The 15,060-nt window shown below is 36.3% G+C and carries 18 protein-coding genes and 5 pseudogenes; 11 read left to right on the top strand and 12 right to left on the bottom strand.

Annotated features, from left to right (window positions below):
* The first annotated feature begins 4 nt into the window (after positions 1-4).
* Positions 5-961, top strand: a complete 957-nt coding sequence (locus tag ACNFN4_RS18025) for a CgeB family protein (RefSeq protein ID WP_094295956.1) — start codon at positions 5-7, stop codon at positions 959-961.
* A gap of 51 nt (positions 962-1,012) precedes the next feature.
* On the opposite strand, the gene phyC is transcribed toward ACNFN4_RS18025, so the two are convergent.
* Positions 1,013-2,164: a 3-phytase gene (gene phyC, locus ACNFN4_RS18020; protein WP_094295957.1), complete on the bottom strand. Its 1,152-nt coding sequence runs from the start codon at positions 2,162-2,164 to the stop codon at positions 1,013-1,015.
* A 314-nt stretch (positions 2,165-2,478) separates the two neighbouring features.
* Between phyC and ACNFN4_RS18015 the strand changes: the two genes are divergently transcribed.
* Positions 2,479-2,904 carry an SDR family NAD(P)-dependent oxidoreductase gene (locus ACNFN4_RS18015; RefSeq protein ID WP_003153663.1) on the top strand — a complete coding sequence of 142 codons (426 nt, stop codon included), beginning with the start codon at positions 2,479-2,481 and terminating at the stop codon, positions 2,902-2,904.
* Positions 2,905-2,937: 33 nt separating this feature from the next.
* Here the strand turns inward: ACNFN4_RS18015 and sprB are convergent, their stop codons facing one another.
* The 3 genes and pseudogenes from sprB to ACNFN4_RS18000 all read right to left on the bottom strand — a co-directional run bounded on the left by sprB (position 2,938) and on the right by ACNFN4_RS18000 (position 3,819).
* Positions 2,938-3,114, bottom strand: a complete 177-nt coding sequence (gene sprB / locus ACNFN4_RS18010; RefSeq protein ID WP_007612049.1) for a recombination directionality factor SprB — start codon at positions 3,112-3,114, stop codon at positions 2,938-2,940.
* 2 nt (positions 3,115-3,116) lie between these two features.
* Positions 3,117-3,289 (bottom strand): annotated as a pseudogene (locus ACNFN4_RS18005) (hypothetical protein); the annotation flags it as partial.
* A gap of 185 nt (positions 3,290-3,474) precedes the next feature.
* Positions 3,475-3,819, bottom strand: a complete 345-nt coding sequence (locus tag ACNFN4_RS18000; protein ID WP_260399126.1) for a YobA family protein — start codon at positions 3,817-3,819, stop codon at positions 3,475-3,477.
* Positions 3,820-4,284: 465 nt separating this feature from the next.
* On the opposite strand from ACNFN4_RS18000, the gene ACNFN4_RS17995 reads away from it, so the two are divergent.
* Positions 4,285-4,509 (top strand): hypothetical protein, encoded by a 225-nt coding sequence (locus ACNFN4_RS17995; protein ID WP_224988096.1) that lies wholly within the window; start codon positions 4,285-4,287, stop codon positions 4,507-4,509.
* Between the two features lie 23 nt (positions 4,510-4,532).
* Here the strand turns inward: ACNFN4_RS17995 and ACNFN4_RS17990 are convergent, their stop codons facing one another.
* Entirely contained in the window at positions 4,533-4,772 is a 240-nt protein-coding gene (locus tag ACNFN4_RS17990) for a hypothetical protein (RefSeq protein WP_315956501.1), read from the bottom strand.
* A 581-nt stretch (positions 4,773-5,353) separates the two neighbouring features.
* On the opposite strand from ACNFN4_RS17990, the gene ACNFN4_RS17985 reads away from it, so the two are divergent.
* From ACNFN4_RS17985 to ACNFN4_RS17970, 4 genes and pseudogenes are all read left to right on the top strand, one after another.
* Positions 5,354-5,782, top strand: a complete 429-nt coding sequence (locus ACNFN4_RS17985) for a hypothetical protein (RefSeq protein ID WP_021493933.1) — start codon at positions 5,354-5,356, stop codon at positions 5,780-5,782.
* Between the two features lie 74 nt (positions 5,783-5,856).
* Entirely contained in the window at positions 5,857-6,378 is a 522-nt protein-coding gene (locus ACNFN4_RS17980) for a hypothetical protein (RefSeq protein WP_021493934.1), read from the top strand.
* Between the two features lie 157 nt (positions 6,379-6,535).
* Positions 6,536-6,935: pseudogene (locus tag ACNFN4_RS17975) on the top strand (ATP-dependent DNA ligase); the annotation flags it as partial.
* A 262-nt stretch (positions 6,936-7,197) separates the two neighbouring features.
* A complete protein-coding gene (locus ACNFN4_RS17970) occupies positions 7,198-7,662 on the top strand; it encodes a hypothetical protein (protein WP_021493936.1) in 465 nt (154 codons plus the stop codon).
* Positions 7,663-7,840: 178 nt separating this feature from the next.
* Here ACNFN4_RS17970 and ACNFN4_RS17965 read toward each other — a convergent pair whose 3' ends face one another.
* Entirely contained in the window at positions 7,841-8,137 is a 297-nt protein-coding gene (locus tag ACNFN4_RS17965; RefSeq protein WP_021493937.1) for a hypothetical protein, read from the bottom strand.
* Positions 8,138-8,715: 578 nt separating this feature from the next.
* On the opposite strand from ACNFN4_RS17965, the gene ACNFN4_RS17960 reads away from it, so the two are divergent.
* Positions 8,716-9,090: a YoqO family protein gene (locus ACNFN4_RS17960; protein WP_021493939.1), complete on the top strand. Its 375-nt coding sequence runs from the start codon at positions 8,716-8,718 to the stop codon at positions 9,088-9,090.
* Between the two features lie 247 nt (positions 9,091-9,337).
* On the opposite strand, the gene ACNFN4_RS17955 is transcribed toward ACNFN4_RS17960, so the two are convergent.
* Positions 9,338-9,790 (bottom strand): hypothetical protein, encoded by a 453-nt coding sequence (locus tag ACNFN4_RS17955; RefSeq protein ID WP_021493940.1) that lies wholly within the window; start codon positions 9,788-9,790, stop codon positions 9,338-9,340.
* 367 nt (positions 9,791-10,157) lie between these two features.
* On the opposite strand from ACNFN4_RS17955, the gene ACNFN4_RS17950 reads away from it, so the two are divergent.
* Positions 10,158-11,273, top strand: coding sequence for a Rap family tetratricopeptide repeat protein (locus ACNFN4_RS17950; protein WP_022553203.1), 1,116 nt, complete (start codon positions 10,158-10,160; stop codon positions 11,271-11,273).
* Complete coding sequence (locus ACNFN4_RS17945) at positions 11,270-11,392, top strand: PhrK family phosphatase-inhibitory pheromone (RefSeq protein WP_029974280.1); 123 nt, start codon at positions 11,270-11,272, stop codon at positions 11,390-11,392. Before ACNFN4_RS17950 ends, ACNFN4_RS17945 begins: the two co-directional genes overlap by 4 nt.
* Positions 11,393-11,437: 45 nt before the next feature.
* Here the strand turns inward: ACNFN4_RS17945 and ACNFN4_RS17940 are convergent.
* Positions 11,438-11,555 (bottom strand): annotated as a pseudogene (locus ACNFN4_RS17940) (DNA polymerase); the annotation flags it as partial.
* A gap of 380 nt (positions 11,556-11,935) precedes the next feature.
* Between ACNFN4_RS17940 and ACNFN4_RS17935 the strand changes: the two are divergent.
* Positions 11,936-13,005, top strand: a pseudogene (locus ACNFN4_RS17935) (hypothetical protein).
* Positions 13,006-13,012: 7 nt separating this feature from the next.
* Here the strand turns inward: ACNFN4_RS17935 and ACNFN4_RS17930 are convergent.
* From ACNFN4_RS17930 to ACNFN4_RS17915, 4 genes and pseudogenes are all read right to left on the bottom strand, one after another.
* Positions 13,013-13,372, bottom strand: coding sequence for a hypothetical protein (locus tag ACNFN4_RS17930; protein WP_021493945.1), 360 nt, complete (start codon positions 13,370-13,372; stop codon positions 13,013-13,015).
* A gap of 380 nt (positions 13,373-13,752) precedes the next feature.
* A pseudogene (locus ACNFN4_RS17925) lies at positions 13,753-13,996 on the bottom strand (SMI1/KNR4 family protein); the annotation flags it as partial.
* Positions 13,980-14,204, bottom strand: coding sequence for a helix-turn-helix domain-containing protein (locus ACNFN4_RS17920; RefSeq protein ID WP_022553199.1), 225 nt, complete (start codon positions 14,202-14,204; stop codon positions 13,980-13,982). The pseudogene ACNFN4_RS17925 and the gene ACNFN4_RS17920, both read right to left, overlap by 17 nt.
* Before the next feature lie 93 nt (positions 14,205-14,297).
* On the bottom strand, positions 14,298-14,735 hold the full coding sequence (locus ACNFN4_RS17915) for a hypothetical protein (RefSeq protein WP_022553198.1): 438 nt from the start codon (positions 14,733-14,735) through the stop codon (positions 14,298-14,300).
* Between the last annotated feature and the right edge of the window lie 325 nt (positions 14,736-15,060).

Raw genomic sequence — 15,060 nt, 5'->3', positions numbered from 1 at the left:
GCATATGAACGTTTTATATATCCGTTCAGGATATAAAGGCATATACACGTATTTTGACCGCTGGATCGAGGAAGGCTTTTTACAGTCTTCCGTCCGCTTTTTTTCTGTTTCTGAGTTTGAGGAAGATACCATCCGCAGTATACGGGCATTCAAACCAGACATCAGTCTGATGATGACGGGAGACCGTATTCCGTCTGAATGGCTTCAATGGCTGAAGACAGAACAGATTCCCGTTTATCTATGGATGACGGAGGATCCTTTTTATTTCGATGTGAGCATGACAATCGCCCCTTTCGCCGATGCCGTTTTGACGATAGAACAAAACGCGCTTGATGCTTACCGGCAAATGGGCTTACAGCACGTATATTATGTCCCGATCCCCGTTAATCAGCGGCTTTTTAAGAAACAACCTGCTGAAGCCTCTCTTCACACAAATCTGCTTCTGATCGGATACCCTTACCCGAACCGCGTTGAACTGGTGAAAGCAGCGGCGAAGCTTCCGTATACGCTTCGTATTATCGGGAAGGGATGGCGCAGACATCTGCCTAAAAAAATCGCCAGGCAGCAAAATGTGCTCGTAATGGATGAATGGATTGCACCCGAACATGCCGCATTATATTACAACAGCGCAGACGTGGTCTTAAACCCTCACCGTTCTTATCGGTTTGCGCTCAATCAGAACGGACGCGGCATCGAAAATATCAGTTTAAATACGAGAAGCTTAGACATTGCGGCTTGTCAGGCCTTTCAGCTGACAGACCTTTCTCCCGCGCCCCCGTTTTCATCCTTTGTTTCTTACAGCGGGCTTGCGGATTTTGCGGATAAGATCCATTTTTATATGGCAAACCCGGGTGAACGTAAACAAATCGCGGCGCTTAATTACCAAGAGACAGTACCGGCGTACACGTATGACCGGCTGCCGGCTGTGCTTGCGGCTATCCGTTCCAGGACTTTCTCATGAAACGCTCTTCACATCAAAAAAAGCAGCTTGGATAAGCTGCTTTTTTCATGTTTATTTTCCGCTTCTGTCAGTCAGTTTTCTCGGGTCAACCTGTTTATTGACCTGCGGGTGAAAGCCGATTTTATCAGCGATTCTTTCCCAAGGCACCATTTTAAAATTTTGATTCACTTTTTGGCCGTGATCTATATTTTCTCCATCCTGTGCGACAAAAAGGCCGAACGGATATTCAGGCCCCAGCCCGAAACCCAGAACGTCAATTCCGTCTGTATCGCTTGTGCCGTCTGTTTCAGGCCCGTCTGTTATCTGAAAGTCCGCAACATATTTGTTCTGTCCCTGTCTTTCATAAATCGCGTAGCTGCTGTTACCCTGGCTTGATGCAAGCAGATAACCTTTCCCGTCAGCAGCGTAGTAAATCGTCAGTCCTTCAATATCAGGGGTTAAATGCCTGCCGTCGGCACGATCGATAACCGTTCCGTTACTGCCGCCGTCCGGCTCAGCGCTGAACTTCCAGATGGCCTCATCTTCTTCTGCGATATAAAGACTGCCGTATTCATCGTCTGCTGCCATCCCTTCTGTCTGAGAATTCATTTTAAACGCCCTTACCTTTTTGCCGGATATGTATCCATTTTTATCCGCATTTAATTCGTATTGTTCAAATTCGCCTTCTTTCCCTGTCACCATCGCGTAATATCTTCCTGTTTTTTGACTGTGGTACAAGCTGAAACCGTATACTTCATCAATTGCTGATGCAATCGGGCGGTCTGGATCTGTAATGCTTTGTAATGTGCCGTTTTTCCCGTCAATGGCGTAAATCTCAATGGTATTCTTTCCTTCAGACCGATTGGATGCCGCCGCAATATCGACTTTTTTTCCGTTCAACGGAAAATCATAGCGGATATCAACATTGTTCAGCTTCCCGGTATGATAGGAATGAAGCGTCTTTCCCTCTAGGCTGTACACGACTAAGCCTGATTTTTTATTGGTTGTGATCAATTTGCTGTTCTGAGGATTCTTGGGGTCCAGCCAAATCGCAGGATCATCAGCTGCATCACCGGCTGTATCAACCGGCTCCGTTTCCGCCGCCGCATTCACGGTAAAGTGATAAGGATCAGACAGCTTATGCTTGGCCTGGGAAGAAACCGCACCGCATGTGAGCATCAATCCGGCTGCCGCGGTTAACAAAAGTGTTTTTGAATGATTCATTTTCCTTCCTCCTTTTAATGAACGTTCACTTTAATTGTAAAATACATACAGGAAGTTCAGTGTTAAGTTTTTGTGAAGATTGTACGAATATGAGAATTTATGGAGAGAAAAAATTGACATGAGCAAATATTTAAAATGAATATTTAGTACAATGTTTTATTTGTATTTCTATTCTATTAATCGGGTAAAGCGAAGTGAAAGCGCACAGATTAATGTTTTTCTCTAATTTTTGATTTATTGGTTTCTTTCATTAACTCGCTGAAATTGTTCAACATATGATGCATGGTAGAGAAACGAGAGTTGGAGGATAAGCCATGCCTAAACAGCAAGCAGTAGAGCTACAACCGTTTTTTCACGATAAAACTGTTCTCGTCACAGGCGGGACAGGATCAATCGGAAGCCAAATAGTAAAACGCCTTTTGCTCTTAACCCCTAAAGAAGTCATTGTGTTCAGCAAAGATGACAGCAAACAATATGTGATGAAACAAAAATACGCGGATGAACAAAGACTGTCGTTTGTGCTCGGCGATGTTCGTGACTACAGAAGAGTCAACCAAGTGATGAAAGGTGTTGATATTGTCTTTCACACAGCTGCGCTGAAGCAGGTTCCGACATGTGAGGATAATCCCTTTGAAGCCATTCAAACCAACCTTATCGGCGGACAAAATGTCGCAGAAGCCGCTTTGCTGCAAGAGGTGACGCATGTGATTAATATCAGTACCGATAAAGCCGTTTATTAAGATACTTACTACAAACAAATCAAAAAAAGAAGCTTACTCTGCACTCCTTTCCAAAGCAGCCTCCAATAAATGCTGAGCAAATTGTTTATAAAATTCATCTAAGTCATTACTCGCTTCATCCTGATCTATATAGCGGATACTGTAATTATCTTTATGGACAACCTTTATTGTTTTCTTCTTTAATTCCTCATAACGTTGGTAAGGTTCCAAAACTACACCCCCGCTTTCACAGGAGTATTATATGTATGTAATGGTTCGTCTCTTGACTGTTCTTTCTTTATCAAAGCCTCACAAGCTTGTTCAATGTATCGTTAACTTTTTTCTTTATCCAGCGTTCAGTACCGATCTCTTCGCATATGAATATGGGAATGCTGGTTTTATTCAAGGTGCCCAGTAATTCAAAAATGAATTCTTGATATGTGCCTTCTCTGCACCTGAGTCACAATCGTCAAATAAATCTTGGGGCAGGAATAAGCCACCGCGAATGAGGTGAGGTTTGAAGACATTAATTTCTGTTCAATATGCCGCTTCAGTTTTGCAGCGGCATTCCTAGGAATGAAAGAATATGTACTAAATACTTTCAAACTTTGAGATGTTTGTTTTTGGAGGTGAAGATTCATTTAATTTTTTATACCAAATACGAATTTTTTGTCCTTTGCTCAAGTCATCTTTATTGTTAAGTTCACTAAGTCCCAGTAAAACTATATCCGATCTATACTTTTCAATAATCTCTTTTTCACTAAGATTTTCATAGTCTTTAACATCAGCTTTTTCATTAGGTATGAGAATTGCTTGATTCTCTCCTTTTAAAATGACATAGCCGACCATGGTTTGCTCAGCCTCCATAAAATGTTTGTTATGTTGGTTTTGACACCCTAATGTTATACATAACAAAATTAACAGCATTATAAACACTCTATACAAGTTCAAACCGCCCTTCTTGCATATTTGTAACAAGGATAAAACACTGTTTTAGGAAATGACAGACTAAAACGCCTCATGTTTATGAATTTAAACAAATTCCCCCTGGACAAATGGAACACGGCGAGGTCTTCACCATTATAGAACCGCACAATTGCATCATGAAATATTCCATTGGCTGATCAACCACATCACCTTCTTTAAGCGATCTAATGTTTAGGTAAGGTCTGACTTATAAGTCTATCTAGCCTTTCCGCTTAATCATTTTGCTTATCTATAAGCAGTTTAAATGTACTAAGGATTTGTACAGTTTTTCAGACATGTTCAGCTTGTCCTTGAAATGCCGGATTACTTTATCTTGTTCTTTACTTAAAATGTTTATCATTTAATCATATGCTGACTTAATATAATGTTTAAGTGTTTTTATATGGGGAGAATATGTGTAAGGAGGCGGTTTATTTGAAAAACGATCAGAAAATAACACTAAACTCTTCTTTTGCGTTATCCACTCTTATTGTCTTACTTATTGCATTGTACCCATCCTATTCTTCTTGGTTTGTCACAATATTCTTTTTAGGATTTGCACTAATATACACATTTAAAAAAAAGAGCAAATCTTCAAAACTAATTGCTATTATCTCTTATCCATTATTTATTGTTTACAGCTTAATAAACAGCATGTAATAATCCTCCCACCTAAGGCAGGATTATTTTTTATCACATTGCAGCAGCTTTTGAGCCGCTTTTGTCTGTGATGATAAAGCTGTCACTCCCGATTTTTTCTTTCTATCCTTATCTTCATAAATCGTTACATGGTGTTTTGTCATTAAAATTGCCACTGCCATCTTAAATTCCTTCTTATCCTTAAAGTAAACAATTTTATATTCACCTAGAATGATCATATTAGCTAATCTAGCTAAATAAGATGACCATCCCCCTGTAGGCAACTTTAAAAGCAAATCCTATGTTTGAACGAGAGCGGCAGTTGAGTACTTGTCAAATTTGGTATCCCGTATGTAGTTCCGGCATCCTCCCAATCATCTGCAGTTGTCGAAAAACTAGGGGTCTTAATAATTGAGGCGGTTTTAAGTATATTGATTGATGGTAGACGTTGCTTTCAGTATCATTCCTAGTCTGAGTTAGCTCTTTCGCATAAACTCCTGCCCCAAAATCATAAAGCAAACCACTTCAGTAAAATTCCAATCTTGTCAATGGTGTTTCTCAAACCTAATTCCCCCTCTGAGTGTTTTAATGATATTACACTCAGACGTTACCCTGAAAATATTTGTTTTTGTTAAAACTACAGTTTTATTGAATCTTCTCCACGGCATAAAATGGGCATCCCCAATGAGACTTTCGGTTCTTTTTTAAAAAAGTTGTGTCTCGTATAATAACAAAAGTATGTTTTTAAAATTCTTGTTCCTTCTTTTATAACTGAAAATTTTTAGGTAATATATTGATTTTATTACAAATATCCAATATAGTTGTAAATATATTAAACTAATGGTTATTTAAGGATGGTGAAGAAATGAAGAAAAAACTTATTTCATTTATCATGGTGTTCACGTTGACTGTGCTGGCTATATCAGTTGTTTCTCCTGGCTATGCAAGTGCAGCAGAAAGTAAAAAAGCACCTGTAGTTCAAAATAGCGTACAGGCTCCTTTAGCTTCAAATTCTGAAGTACATACACAGGGCATTCCTTTCGCTAAACAAATATTAGTAAAAGCACTTAGGGTTGGTGGCCCCGCTTTAGGAAACCTTATTAAAAAGATCCCATATAAATGGGCTCAAAAAGCTGGTGATGCTTGTTCTAAGTGGGGACACAAAGCGGCGGACGTTATAGATGAACTTACAAATTTCGGAGAAACAGCTGTTACTGTGGCCTTAGTGAAAGCCGGAATTCCATTAGCTGATGCACAGTTAATTGCGAAGGTTGTTGTGTTCTTTTTGGTATAACTATACATTAAAAACAAGAGAGTGAGGCTTACAACCTTCACTCTTTTGTTTTAATTAGGTAAGGAGAGATCACCATGAATCTGCTTGTTATGACGTTATCAATTTATCTTTTATCTCTCATCGTCTTTTTTATTTTTATGTACAGAGGAGAAAAGAAAGAAGCTGCAGAAAAAAACACAAATGAAAAATTTTTATTATCTACAGTAATAGGAGCTTTGGTTTTATCACTCATTCCTACTGCAGTCATAATGGTGATAATCTTATTTGCAACAGGATCAGCAAATGTGCTTGTAAGCTTCTTTGAATTAGAAATAGAATTTAAACAGATTGTTATAACAAGTGTGTGTATGGTTGTTTATTCTTTTACTTTTGATAATATTTTTGTGGCTGTTGGAAGGCATCTCATTGGGGATAACTTCTTCAAGTTTATATTTGCCTCATTGTTTAGGTTTTTATTCATTTATATAGTGGGTATCTTATGTTCAATTGGGAACAGCGACAATTTTAAATTATCATTAGGATTAACTTTATTTTTTCTTTTGTTAGAATGTATTTTCCCTAAAAAGTCTGATCGTGCCCAGAATTTAAAATCTTAAGGACGGGCATTTGGTGAGAACATAATGCATATTAATGTTCAAAAAGATAAAGCAGGCTTAATGTCTGCTTTATTTAATTAAAATCCCTCTTCATACAGTGCTTTCTCTAAGAAATTCAGCCCCTAAAGCTCACACTGAACCTTCCAGCTTTATACTTCGTCACAACAATAAAGTAACAAACAAGTTCCCAGAACTCTCGAATCTTGATATGCTCAATGGTACTGTTGTTTTTGCAGCCCAAGGTGGTGTTCCTGACTTTGAGACTGTAATGGGACGCTTTATGTCTAAAAAATCTGCCCATAAGGTCGTTTACTGTGTAGTCGATGTAATTTATATTAATGGGCATTCAATTGCTAATAAGCCGCTCACTGAACGAAAAAACATGCTTTTAGACATTAAACTTGAACATTACAATGTATTTGTTATTGAAGGTCTGCAGGGAAACGGTTTAGCTTACTTTAAGCTACCAAAGAAAAGCATCTTGAAGGAATCGTATTAAAAAAGCTAACTCCCCATATGAGATTAATAAACATTCTTATAGCTGGCTGAAAGTGATTATAGATTTAAGGACTACATGGAACTCCGCATACATTCCTTTGAATCTTGGAGAGTATAATCTCTCCATTACATAACTCCTTAATGCTTAGCCTTTTAAAGTCAAGTACGTAATACAATAAGTTATCCAAATCGTTTAGCTGTAATTCACCAAAATGCTCTTCATATTTTGTGACAGATTCATTCCAGTTTGAATAAACCTATTGACCTCCTAAAATTAAATGTTATTATTTACTTTAATTTACAAATAAAGGAGTGTTTAATTTGGAAAAGTTGTTTAGTTTTATTATTTGCACCATGGTGGCCATTCTTTCTCTGAGCATTGCCACTGCCGCATCTGCTGAGACCGACAATTCTAGGTTTTCAACTAAGCTTACTAGCTCTGTCGAAGGTGAATTTAAAGCTTTTGGTCTTAACCCTCCTAATTCAAATAGCGTTGTAAATCTTACGAAAAACAAATTGACATTCGCTGGACAAGCAACTGGCAATACATTATATTCAAACAGTTATTTTCAAGGCAAATCTACGATAAGCTATTCAATTACAAACAATATTGGAACTAAACTAACTGTGAAAGTTTGGAATGATTCCGACTGGATTTTTGCTACTGAAACACTAACTGTAAATGCTAATGGTACAGCTACAGGAACAATAAAAAATCTAGATGCCAATGCGCTTTACTATCTATCTTTCTCTGCTCCGAGCGACTTTTCTGGCTATGTTCAATAAAACGTAATTTAGCAGCTCCATTCGTGGGGCTTTTTTGTATTCGTTAAAAACTATCGTAAGACAGAAATGGATTATTTGTAAAAATTACGATATATTGGTAATACAATCGAATATTCAAGGCTGCTCCCACACAAAAAACAAGTCTAGATAAAATCCTTCTTCTTTTATCTAGACTTGTTCAGCTCTCTCCAACATTTAAAAGAAATTTTGCCTCAATTAGTTTGGCATTGTAGTCTTCAACTTCTTTCTTTGTGCTGCCCAATTTATCAAAAGCTACTCGCCAATCACCATTATGAATTCTGATAAAAGATTTAATCCTCAAGCCATCAAAACAAACATCTAAAATTATCCTGTTGCCTGAAGTGCCATCAATTTTGCTAAAGACAGCTTCTTTATTGTCACCAGCATAAAGCACCTCTTTAATTGATTCATTGGTAAAGTACTCAGTTTCCTTGGTTGCTACATAGGTTTTCATTTCTTCTTCTTACTCCGTTTAAAATCATGATTTCATCTTCACGTCCTAGTGATCTTAAGTCCTTTCTCTATATATACGCAGAGCTGTATTATGAGTTCACACAGTATTTAGTGAAATGTATTTGATATCAATCACTTCAATATTAATTAACTCTGCTTTTATGAAACCATTTAATAGCCTATCAATTTCAACAATTCACCATTGCAATATTCATCTTGGAATAGCGGTATTTTAATCATTGTCTAACCCTTCCTTTAATGAACTGCTTTCGTTTAACTTTCGGAAAACATATTAATCTGCTAACATTAATAGCTCATCGACTTTATCATTGTATTCACCATATTCACCAGAGTCCCATTCAACACCTACAGAACCTCGAATTGTCGTCCACAATATAATTCCCAATTCTCCATTCTCAAAAACCTTACTTGCTCCCCTTTTTGACAACCGAGCATATTTCAACCTCTTTCTTAAAATAATCACATTTTAAGTTAACTTTAAACTGCATTATGTTGAGAATATCACCTTTAATTGGTAAGCTGACATCTAAGTCATACTTATACAAAGCAGGTGATATATTGAACAAAATAATCGGAATGACCGGATTAATTATCTCCTTACTTGTGCAAGGGTTTTCAGCAAGTGATTCATTGACTCATAAGATCGCCATGGCTTGTCTATTTTTGTTCTTATTGGTTTATAATTTTAACCATACTAAGGAGTTCTCTAAAAAGTCTCTGGCGATTATAGGCGCTTCCTTTATTGTGCTAATGCTTGGTATTTATCAATTGCTCTCTTTTACTGGTGATTACTTTGAAAGTCGCGGTTTAAATTTTGGATTTATCCTCTTACTTGAAATTGTTTTAGTTATTGGATTAGTGACTGCTGCACTGAGTTTAATTAAGCATATTGCAGACCGCTTAAGGAAAACACCTGATGGTAAAGAGCGTTGACTCTTTGCCTTTTTTTAGCTAACCATTTCTTTTTATGCCGTCTTTCTTGTACAAAATCAAACGCAATATCGACTTTTACCGGCTCTGTTCTGTCAATGATGAATTGATTTCAGAACGATTCTTAATTCCTCATCATTCATACCGTTGCCCTCTTGCACTCCACCTTTATGGAATCTTTTTCATTTTTCACCAGAATTTTTTCAAAAGATCCAGTCGCATCGCTCTCTTTGATAAGAGCTCTACATTTCTAATAGCAAGATTGAATATTGTTTGTTAATACACTCGGCCCCAACTTTTGTGTCTTAGAATTTGAAAGGCGTACTTGCACTTTAACATTTGTCATTTCAGCTGATATGGAATCAATCCTTCCAGCCCAATTAGGGCTCTCTTCCTCGGGAGTCGGATATAGTTTAAATCGCCAACTGATTTCCCCTGTTTTGGCGGCAAATCCTTCATAACCGTCGTAGCTTCCATAATAAGATGGTTGAGGAAGGTGGACAGCAAGAATACTCATATTCGTTCTTGCAGCACTTGGCGGGTATAACTGCACTTTATAGATTAGTGCCGCGCCCTTCGCATTTTTCAGTTTTTGATTCACCGGTTCGAGTACTGCAGTACAAGGCATTGGACTTGCTTTCATTTGAGTTGGAGAGGCGATAACAGCAGCCAATAAAGGTATAACCAAGGTAAATCGTTTCATCTACATTCCCTCACATTTTTTTGTTAATTTCCCTTACTCCCGCCTTGAATATTCATCACTTTTGAATGGTTATCTTCATTAAAAAGTGAAAAAGGCATTACTGGAGCTACTGGTGCTGCCGGTAAAGATGGAAAATCAGCATATGAATTAGCTGTTCAACAAGGTTTCTCCGGAACATTAGATGAGTGGCTTGCTTCTCTGAAAGCAACAGCAAACTGATCACGTACCCTTCTCTAACGAGGAGTGTATTTTTTCCGTTTTTTCAAATTAGAAACCACAAAAACTCTACATCCTTTTACATTTTTTTCAATGACATGTTATGATTATTTTCAAGGGATTTTGGAAATTTTCAGAAAGAGGGGTTTGGATGAGCAAGATCGCTTCAGAAGTTGTCGCTACTACACTGAATGATTGGTACATTGCTATAAAGAAACAAAAGGTAAATGAGTCAATAAAATATTACTCAGAGATAAAAAGCCTGTTCGATGACATGGAAGAAGATCAAGAAGTTCTTGCATATTACAGTTTATTAGAAGAAAGACACAAAATGTTGCTACATTCTTCACGCGGAGAGCCATTACAAAAGCACACTTATTTCACTGAAGAGAATGAAAATTTCATAAAAAGAACGAACGATAAATTGGAATATAACTTTTATTTATTTGAAGCAATGTACGAGGCATACAACAAAAATTATGATCGAGCAATTAACTTATATGGATTAGCTGAGAAAAAGCTTGCAGAAATTCCGGATGAAATTGAAGCAGCTGAATTCTACTCCAAGGTCTCCTACTTATACACTCTTGTTAAACAAAGCATTGTGGCACAACACTATATCAAGAATGCAATTGCAATATATAAGCGACACCCTGACTATAAATGCAAACTGGCAACTTCAACAATGATTGCGGCTGCAAACTATTCCGATATGAAACGGTTTGAAGAGTCAGAAACATATTATTTAGAAGCAATAGACATTGCACAAGAAACAAAGGATGAATTTTTGGAAGCTCAGTTATATCACAACCTTAGTATCGTGTATTCTGATTGGGACAAACCTGATAAGTGCATTAAATCTCTCGAAAAAGCTATTGGAAATGAATCTTGGATGAATTCAAATTATTATATAAATTCTTTATTCATGATGATTAAGGAACAATTTAAAATTGACGAAAAAATGAAAGCCATTAATTTTTACAATAAAGCACAGGAAAGACTCATATTAATGGAGAATAAGATATACGAAGCCAAAATTAGCATCCTATACAACCTATATTGTGGTGAATTAAAAAACAACTTCAATAATTGCATCCGTTACATTGAGTTTTTAAAACAACAAAATGACCTTGAAAGTGTAGATGAATTGTCCTACATAGCTGCAAAAAGGTTTGAATCAATAGGTGCTTTTGAAGAAGCAACAAGCTTTTTCAATGAAAAAATTTGGGCTGAACAGAAAATGAATCAGGTGGAGGGAATCTTATGAAAAAAATTATGCTTTGCGTATCTATTTTAACTGTAATTTTAAGTGGAGTAGCTTTAACGCAATTGAGTACAGATTCACCATCTAACATCCAGATAGCTGAAAGGCCAGTCGGAGGTTAAAAAATTAATTAATTTAGCCCTACTCATATGAGTGGGCTTTTTATTTTATGATTTGTGTCCGCCCGTCAAACCTGCTCTATGCAAAGCTGTGCCTCCAGGTGTATATGAAACAGCTCGTAAGCGCTTTAGATCCATATTTATTTCTTATCCCGTCCGTAACAAAATTATGGAAGCATGGGCTGGAAAAGGGGTAAGGAATTATCAGAACAACTGGGGTAAGCGATTCAAAAGCAAAAAGAAACAGTATGTTAAGGGCGCAGATATCTATGATAAGGTAAAGGCCCAGAGATATGCTAGTAGTAAAACAGGTAAGCCTTATTCAGTGGCTGCAACCAAAAAAGCACAAATAAATAGTATTGCTCTAAACTTGTGTGGCAATCATACAAAAACACAAAAGGAACCGACCTAGACAGTAATGGAGGCGCACTTGTCACACCTGCAGATATTGATCGTTCATCAAAAACTGTTAGCTACTAATCATTTTACTTGCAGATTTATTCTGCAAGTGTGTTTTTATTTTATATAAAAGATAAGGAGCGTTATATGAAAAAGTCTTATGTTTTATATGGGATTTCAGGAGTTCTAATTGGTGCAATAGTTATATTGTTGATCAATGCATTCTTTATAAATAAAGGTGAACACTCTGTAAGTACTTCTAAAATTAATCCAACCGAGGATAAAATCTTTTTTATCTATTCAAATTCACTCATCAAGAAAAGCGTACTCATATCCACATCACAAGGAGAAAAATTCAATAAACGATACTTTAAGGTACCGGATATACCATATATCCAGAAAAAACCCCCTCTTCAGACGATATCGTCTTGTTAGCTGAACATGAACCATATTATTACACATTAAAAAACAACACCATTAAAGAACATAAATTATCCAATCCATTTGCTTTTTGGCATCAAGGAGAAGATATTTCTGTAAAAGCCTATAATGTCGACACCAATGGAAATGAACTGAAAGTAAATGATAAAAAGTTCAATAAAAAATACAGCCTGACTTTGCCCTCCCTCGTAACCATGGGAGAAAGCGATGATAAGTATATTTACGTCATTCAAGGAATGTCTTTGTACGTCATTGATAGAAAAACAGAAGAGATTATTAAAACGATTGGATTAGCTTCCTATGGAGATGTATTTGATCACTCTGAAAAATATGTTGTGGCTAGCTCAGAACATGAACTAACTGTAATCGAAAAAGGATCATGGAAATCAAAATTCATAAAATATCCTGATGATCTCGAACAAGCGGACGCTGTGTATTACGACAAAAAAAGCGGTAAATTTTACGTTACATATATTAATAAATCCGGATACGCCTGCTTACTTGAGTACGATCAAGATTTTTCTTTTGAAAAATTCGATTTACAATTTCCGTATATGAATGCAAAGTTTAAAGATCAAAAACTTTATGTGATTTCACAAGAGGAAAACAAAAAAGGCATTGGTGGCTATATGGGGATTTTTGATATCCGTACTAAAAAGAAACTTAATGAATTTGATTTGCCTGAAGAAGAAACAAAAGTGCAGGATTATGGTTTTAGATTAAACATAAAGAATAAGTTGCAAAGCAAAAGCCCCTTCCTGAATAAGGGGCTTTAATTTTAAATTAAATAGATGTTTTATACGCGTTAATGGCTTGATTTCTCAAAAGCATATTATCTTTCGTAACCATTCCAAGATTGTATGCTTGTTTGATGATATCTAACACTTGATTATCAGTTTCAGTTACAGCTCGTCCCCCAGTTATTCTGGACTTCCAGTAATCAAACTGGTGATTTAACTCTGAACTGCTTTTAAGGTTTTTATTATCAACTACTTTGCCATTCTCCAGCGCTTCTTTGAATTCATTAAAACCAATTGAACATTGCTGATTCGAACTAATTCCTGCACCTTCTGTCGCTAAACTGCAAAACGCTAAAAATTTCGGATCTTTCGTGATATTGTAAGAGTTATTTAGACCTTCCATAACATTCATCCTCTCTCGAATTTTACAACGTTGCTATAAATGATTTTCATGTTTTTCCCAAGACCTTCAACTTGAATCTCATTTGAAGGAAGTTCGTTCATTGGAATTTCAATGTATTTGTCCCATCCTATCACAACTTTGTTTTGTCCAAGTATAGGGTCATATTTGTATATGTTCGCTTCACCTTTGTATAACAAACTCCTTCTGTTTGGTATTATTTCACATGTTATTTATCGGTAATTCCAGCGAGATATTCAACTTAAATTCCACCAAATATAATAGATGGAAAAACAGTTTCTTTTCAATCAACAGTATCTTATTTCATTATTTCATACAAAAAAAGCTCTCAAAAAGAGAGCTTAACTTTGCAATACTTCTACTTAATCGTCCCAATCTTCGTCCTCTTCCCAATTTTCTTTTGCTTCTTCAAGCTCTTCCAAGAAAAATTGCAGAAAGTTATCTGCAACCTTGTCACCATACCCGGCTTCATTTGCCCAAACTATTACTGGACATTCGTCGTTTTCCATTTTGTTTGTATCGAGGCAATAAGAGAATTCATCTACATCTTCTAATACCGTCACTTAAATTATAATGAGTTCTATATTCCTCAGTAACTGTAACAACCCTGTTGATCTTTTTTGTAAATCAACAGCTCATGCAGCTCAATGTCTAAATATGTACAGACTTTATCAAGCAGATCCCTTGGATACCGTTCCATTTCATCGTGATAAAGCTTCCTAACTGTGTTAAAACCATGGTCAATATCATTGGAAAGCTTTCGAATACTGATATTCCTTTCGTCTAATATCGGCTTTAGATTTGATTTAATCAATTTAACTACCCCACATTCATTAGGTATGATCACTTTAAATTATCATCATATACATAAAAAAGGTCAAGGATATACCTTGACTATGTATTAAGCTTACCAATCAAATGAATCTTCATGTTCAAATCCATAAATACCTTTAATCCACACATCTCCGCAGCCTGGATTCTTTGTAATCTCTAACACATGATTACGATTTGCATCTCCCTCTACTCGATCTGCAGCAGTATAGTCGGCATAGTTCCCTACAAACTGCTTTTCACTACGTGGGAATACCCAGCCAGCAAGAGTTATCCTACTGATTTTCATATTTAGAGTACACCCCTCAGCATTGCTAATTGTGAATTTGTAGAAGAGCCAAGTGCGATCATAAGTCCGATCAAAATAGTCTGCCATTGAAAAACTCTCTGAATCCTCACTCATGTGAAAATTCACGTTTTTGTAGTCTAATGTAAGCTTCGCCTCAGCACTTGGTGTGTTAAAACTCAATATAAAACCAATGCAAATCACAACCAAAAAGATTAGCTTTTTCATTTCCTCTCCCCCTTTTCCAAAATTATACTATATTTGAAATAAAGGTGAAAGAACAGGCAGAAGCTTCTCGATTTCCCTATATTCTCTATGATATAGCTAGATATACACGTATCTATGAATATCTACATGTATTTATAAGTATCTATACCTCCCTGTACCACACAAATATACCTTATTGAGAACAAAAATATTTATTTTAGTTCATTTTTAAGAACAAATCTTCCATTTTTATGATATAATCATCACTGCTTATAAGCAACCTTACTGCTTATTCGCCATATGGTATAGGAAAGAGGTTCTTTTAATGAACGTAAAACATTCTAAC

The organism is Bacillus sp. N1(2025), from assembly GCF_053470005.1.
Note: the sequence above shows the minus strand (reverse complement) of the source record. Positions and strands in the feature narration are given on the sequence as shown.

What these genes read in the sequence shown, in the direction of transcription:
- ACNFN4_RS17965 (WP_021493937.1), bottom strand. Translation starts at nt 8,137, where the DNA reads ATGAAAACCTATGTAGCAACCAAGGAAACTGAGTACTTTACCAATGAA.
- ACNFN4_RS17945 (WP_029974280.1), top strand. Translation starts at nt 11,270, where the DNA reads ATGAAAAAAATTATGCTTTGCGTATCTATTTTAACTGTAATTTTAAGT.
- ACNFN4_RS17930 (WP_021493945.1), bottom strand. Translation starts at nt 13,372, where the DNA reads ATGGAAGGTCTAAATAACTCTTACAATATCACGAAAGATCCGAAATTT.
- ACNFN4_RS17985 (WP_021493933.1), top strand. Translation starts at nt 5,354, where the DNA reads ATGAAGAAAAAACTTATTTCATTTATCATGGTGTTCACGTTGACTGTG.
- phyC (WP_094295957.1), bottom strand. Translation starts at nt 2,164, where the DNA reads ATGAATCATTCAAAAACACTTTTGTTAACCGCGGCAGCCGGATTGATG.
- ACNFN4_RS18015 (WP_003153663.1), top strand. Translation starts at nt 2,479, where the DNA reads ATGCCTAAACAGCAAGCAGTAGAGCTACAACCGTTTTTTCACGATAAA.
- ACNFN4_RS18025 (WP_094295956.1), top strand. Translation starts at nt 5, where the DNA reads ATGAACGTTTTATATATCCGTTCAGGATATAAAGGCATATACACGTAT.
- ACNFN4_RS17915 (WP_022553198.1), bottom strand. Translation starts at nt 14,735, where the DNA reads ATGAAAAAGCTAATCTTTTTGGTTGTGATTTGCATTGGTTTTATATTG.
- ACNFN4_RS17950 (WP_022553203.1), top strand. Translation starts at nt 10,158, where the DNA reads ATGAGCAAGATCGCTTCAGAAGTTGTCGCTACTACACTGAATGATTGG.
- ACNFN4_RS17955 (WP_021493940.1), bottom strand. Translation starts at nt 9,790, where the DNA reads ATGAAACGATTTACCTTGGTTATACCTTTATTGGCTGCTGTTATCGCC.
- ACNFN4_RS17980 (WP_021493934.1), top strand. Translation starts at nt 5,857, where the DNA reads ATGAATCTGCTTGTTATGACGTTATCAATTTATCTTTTATCTCTCATC.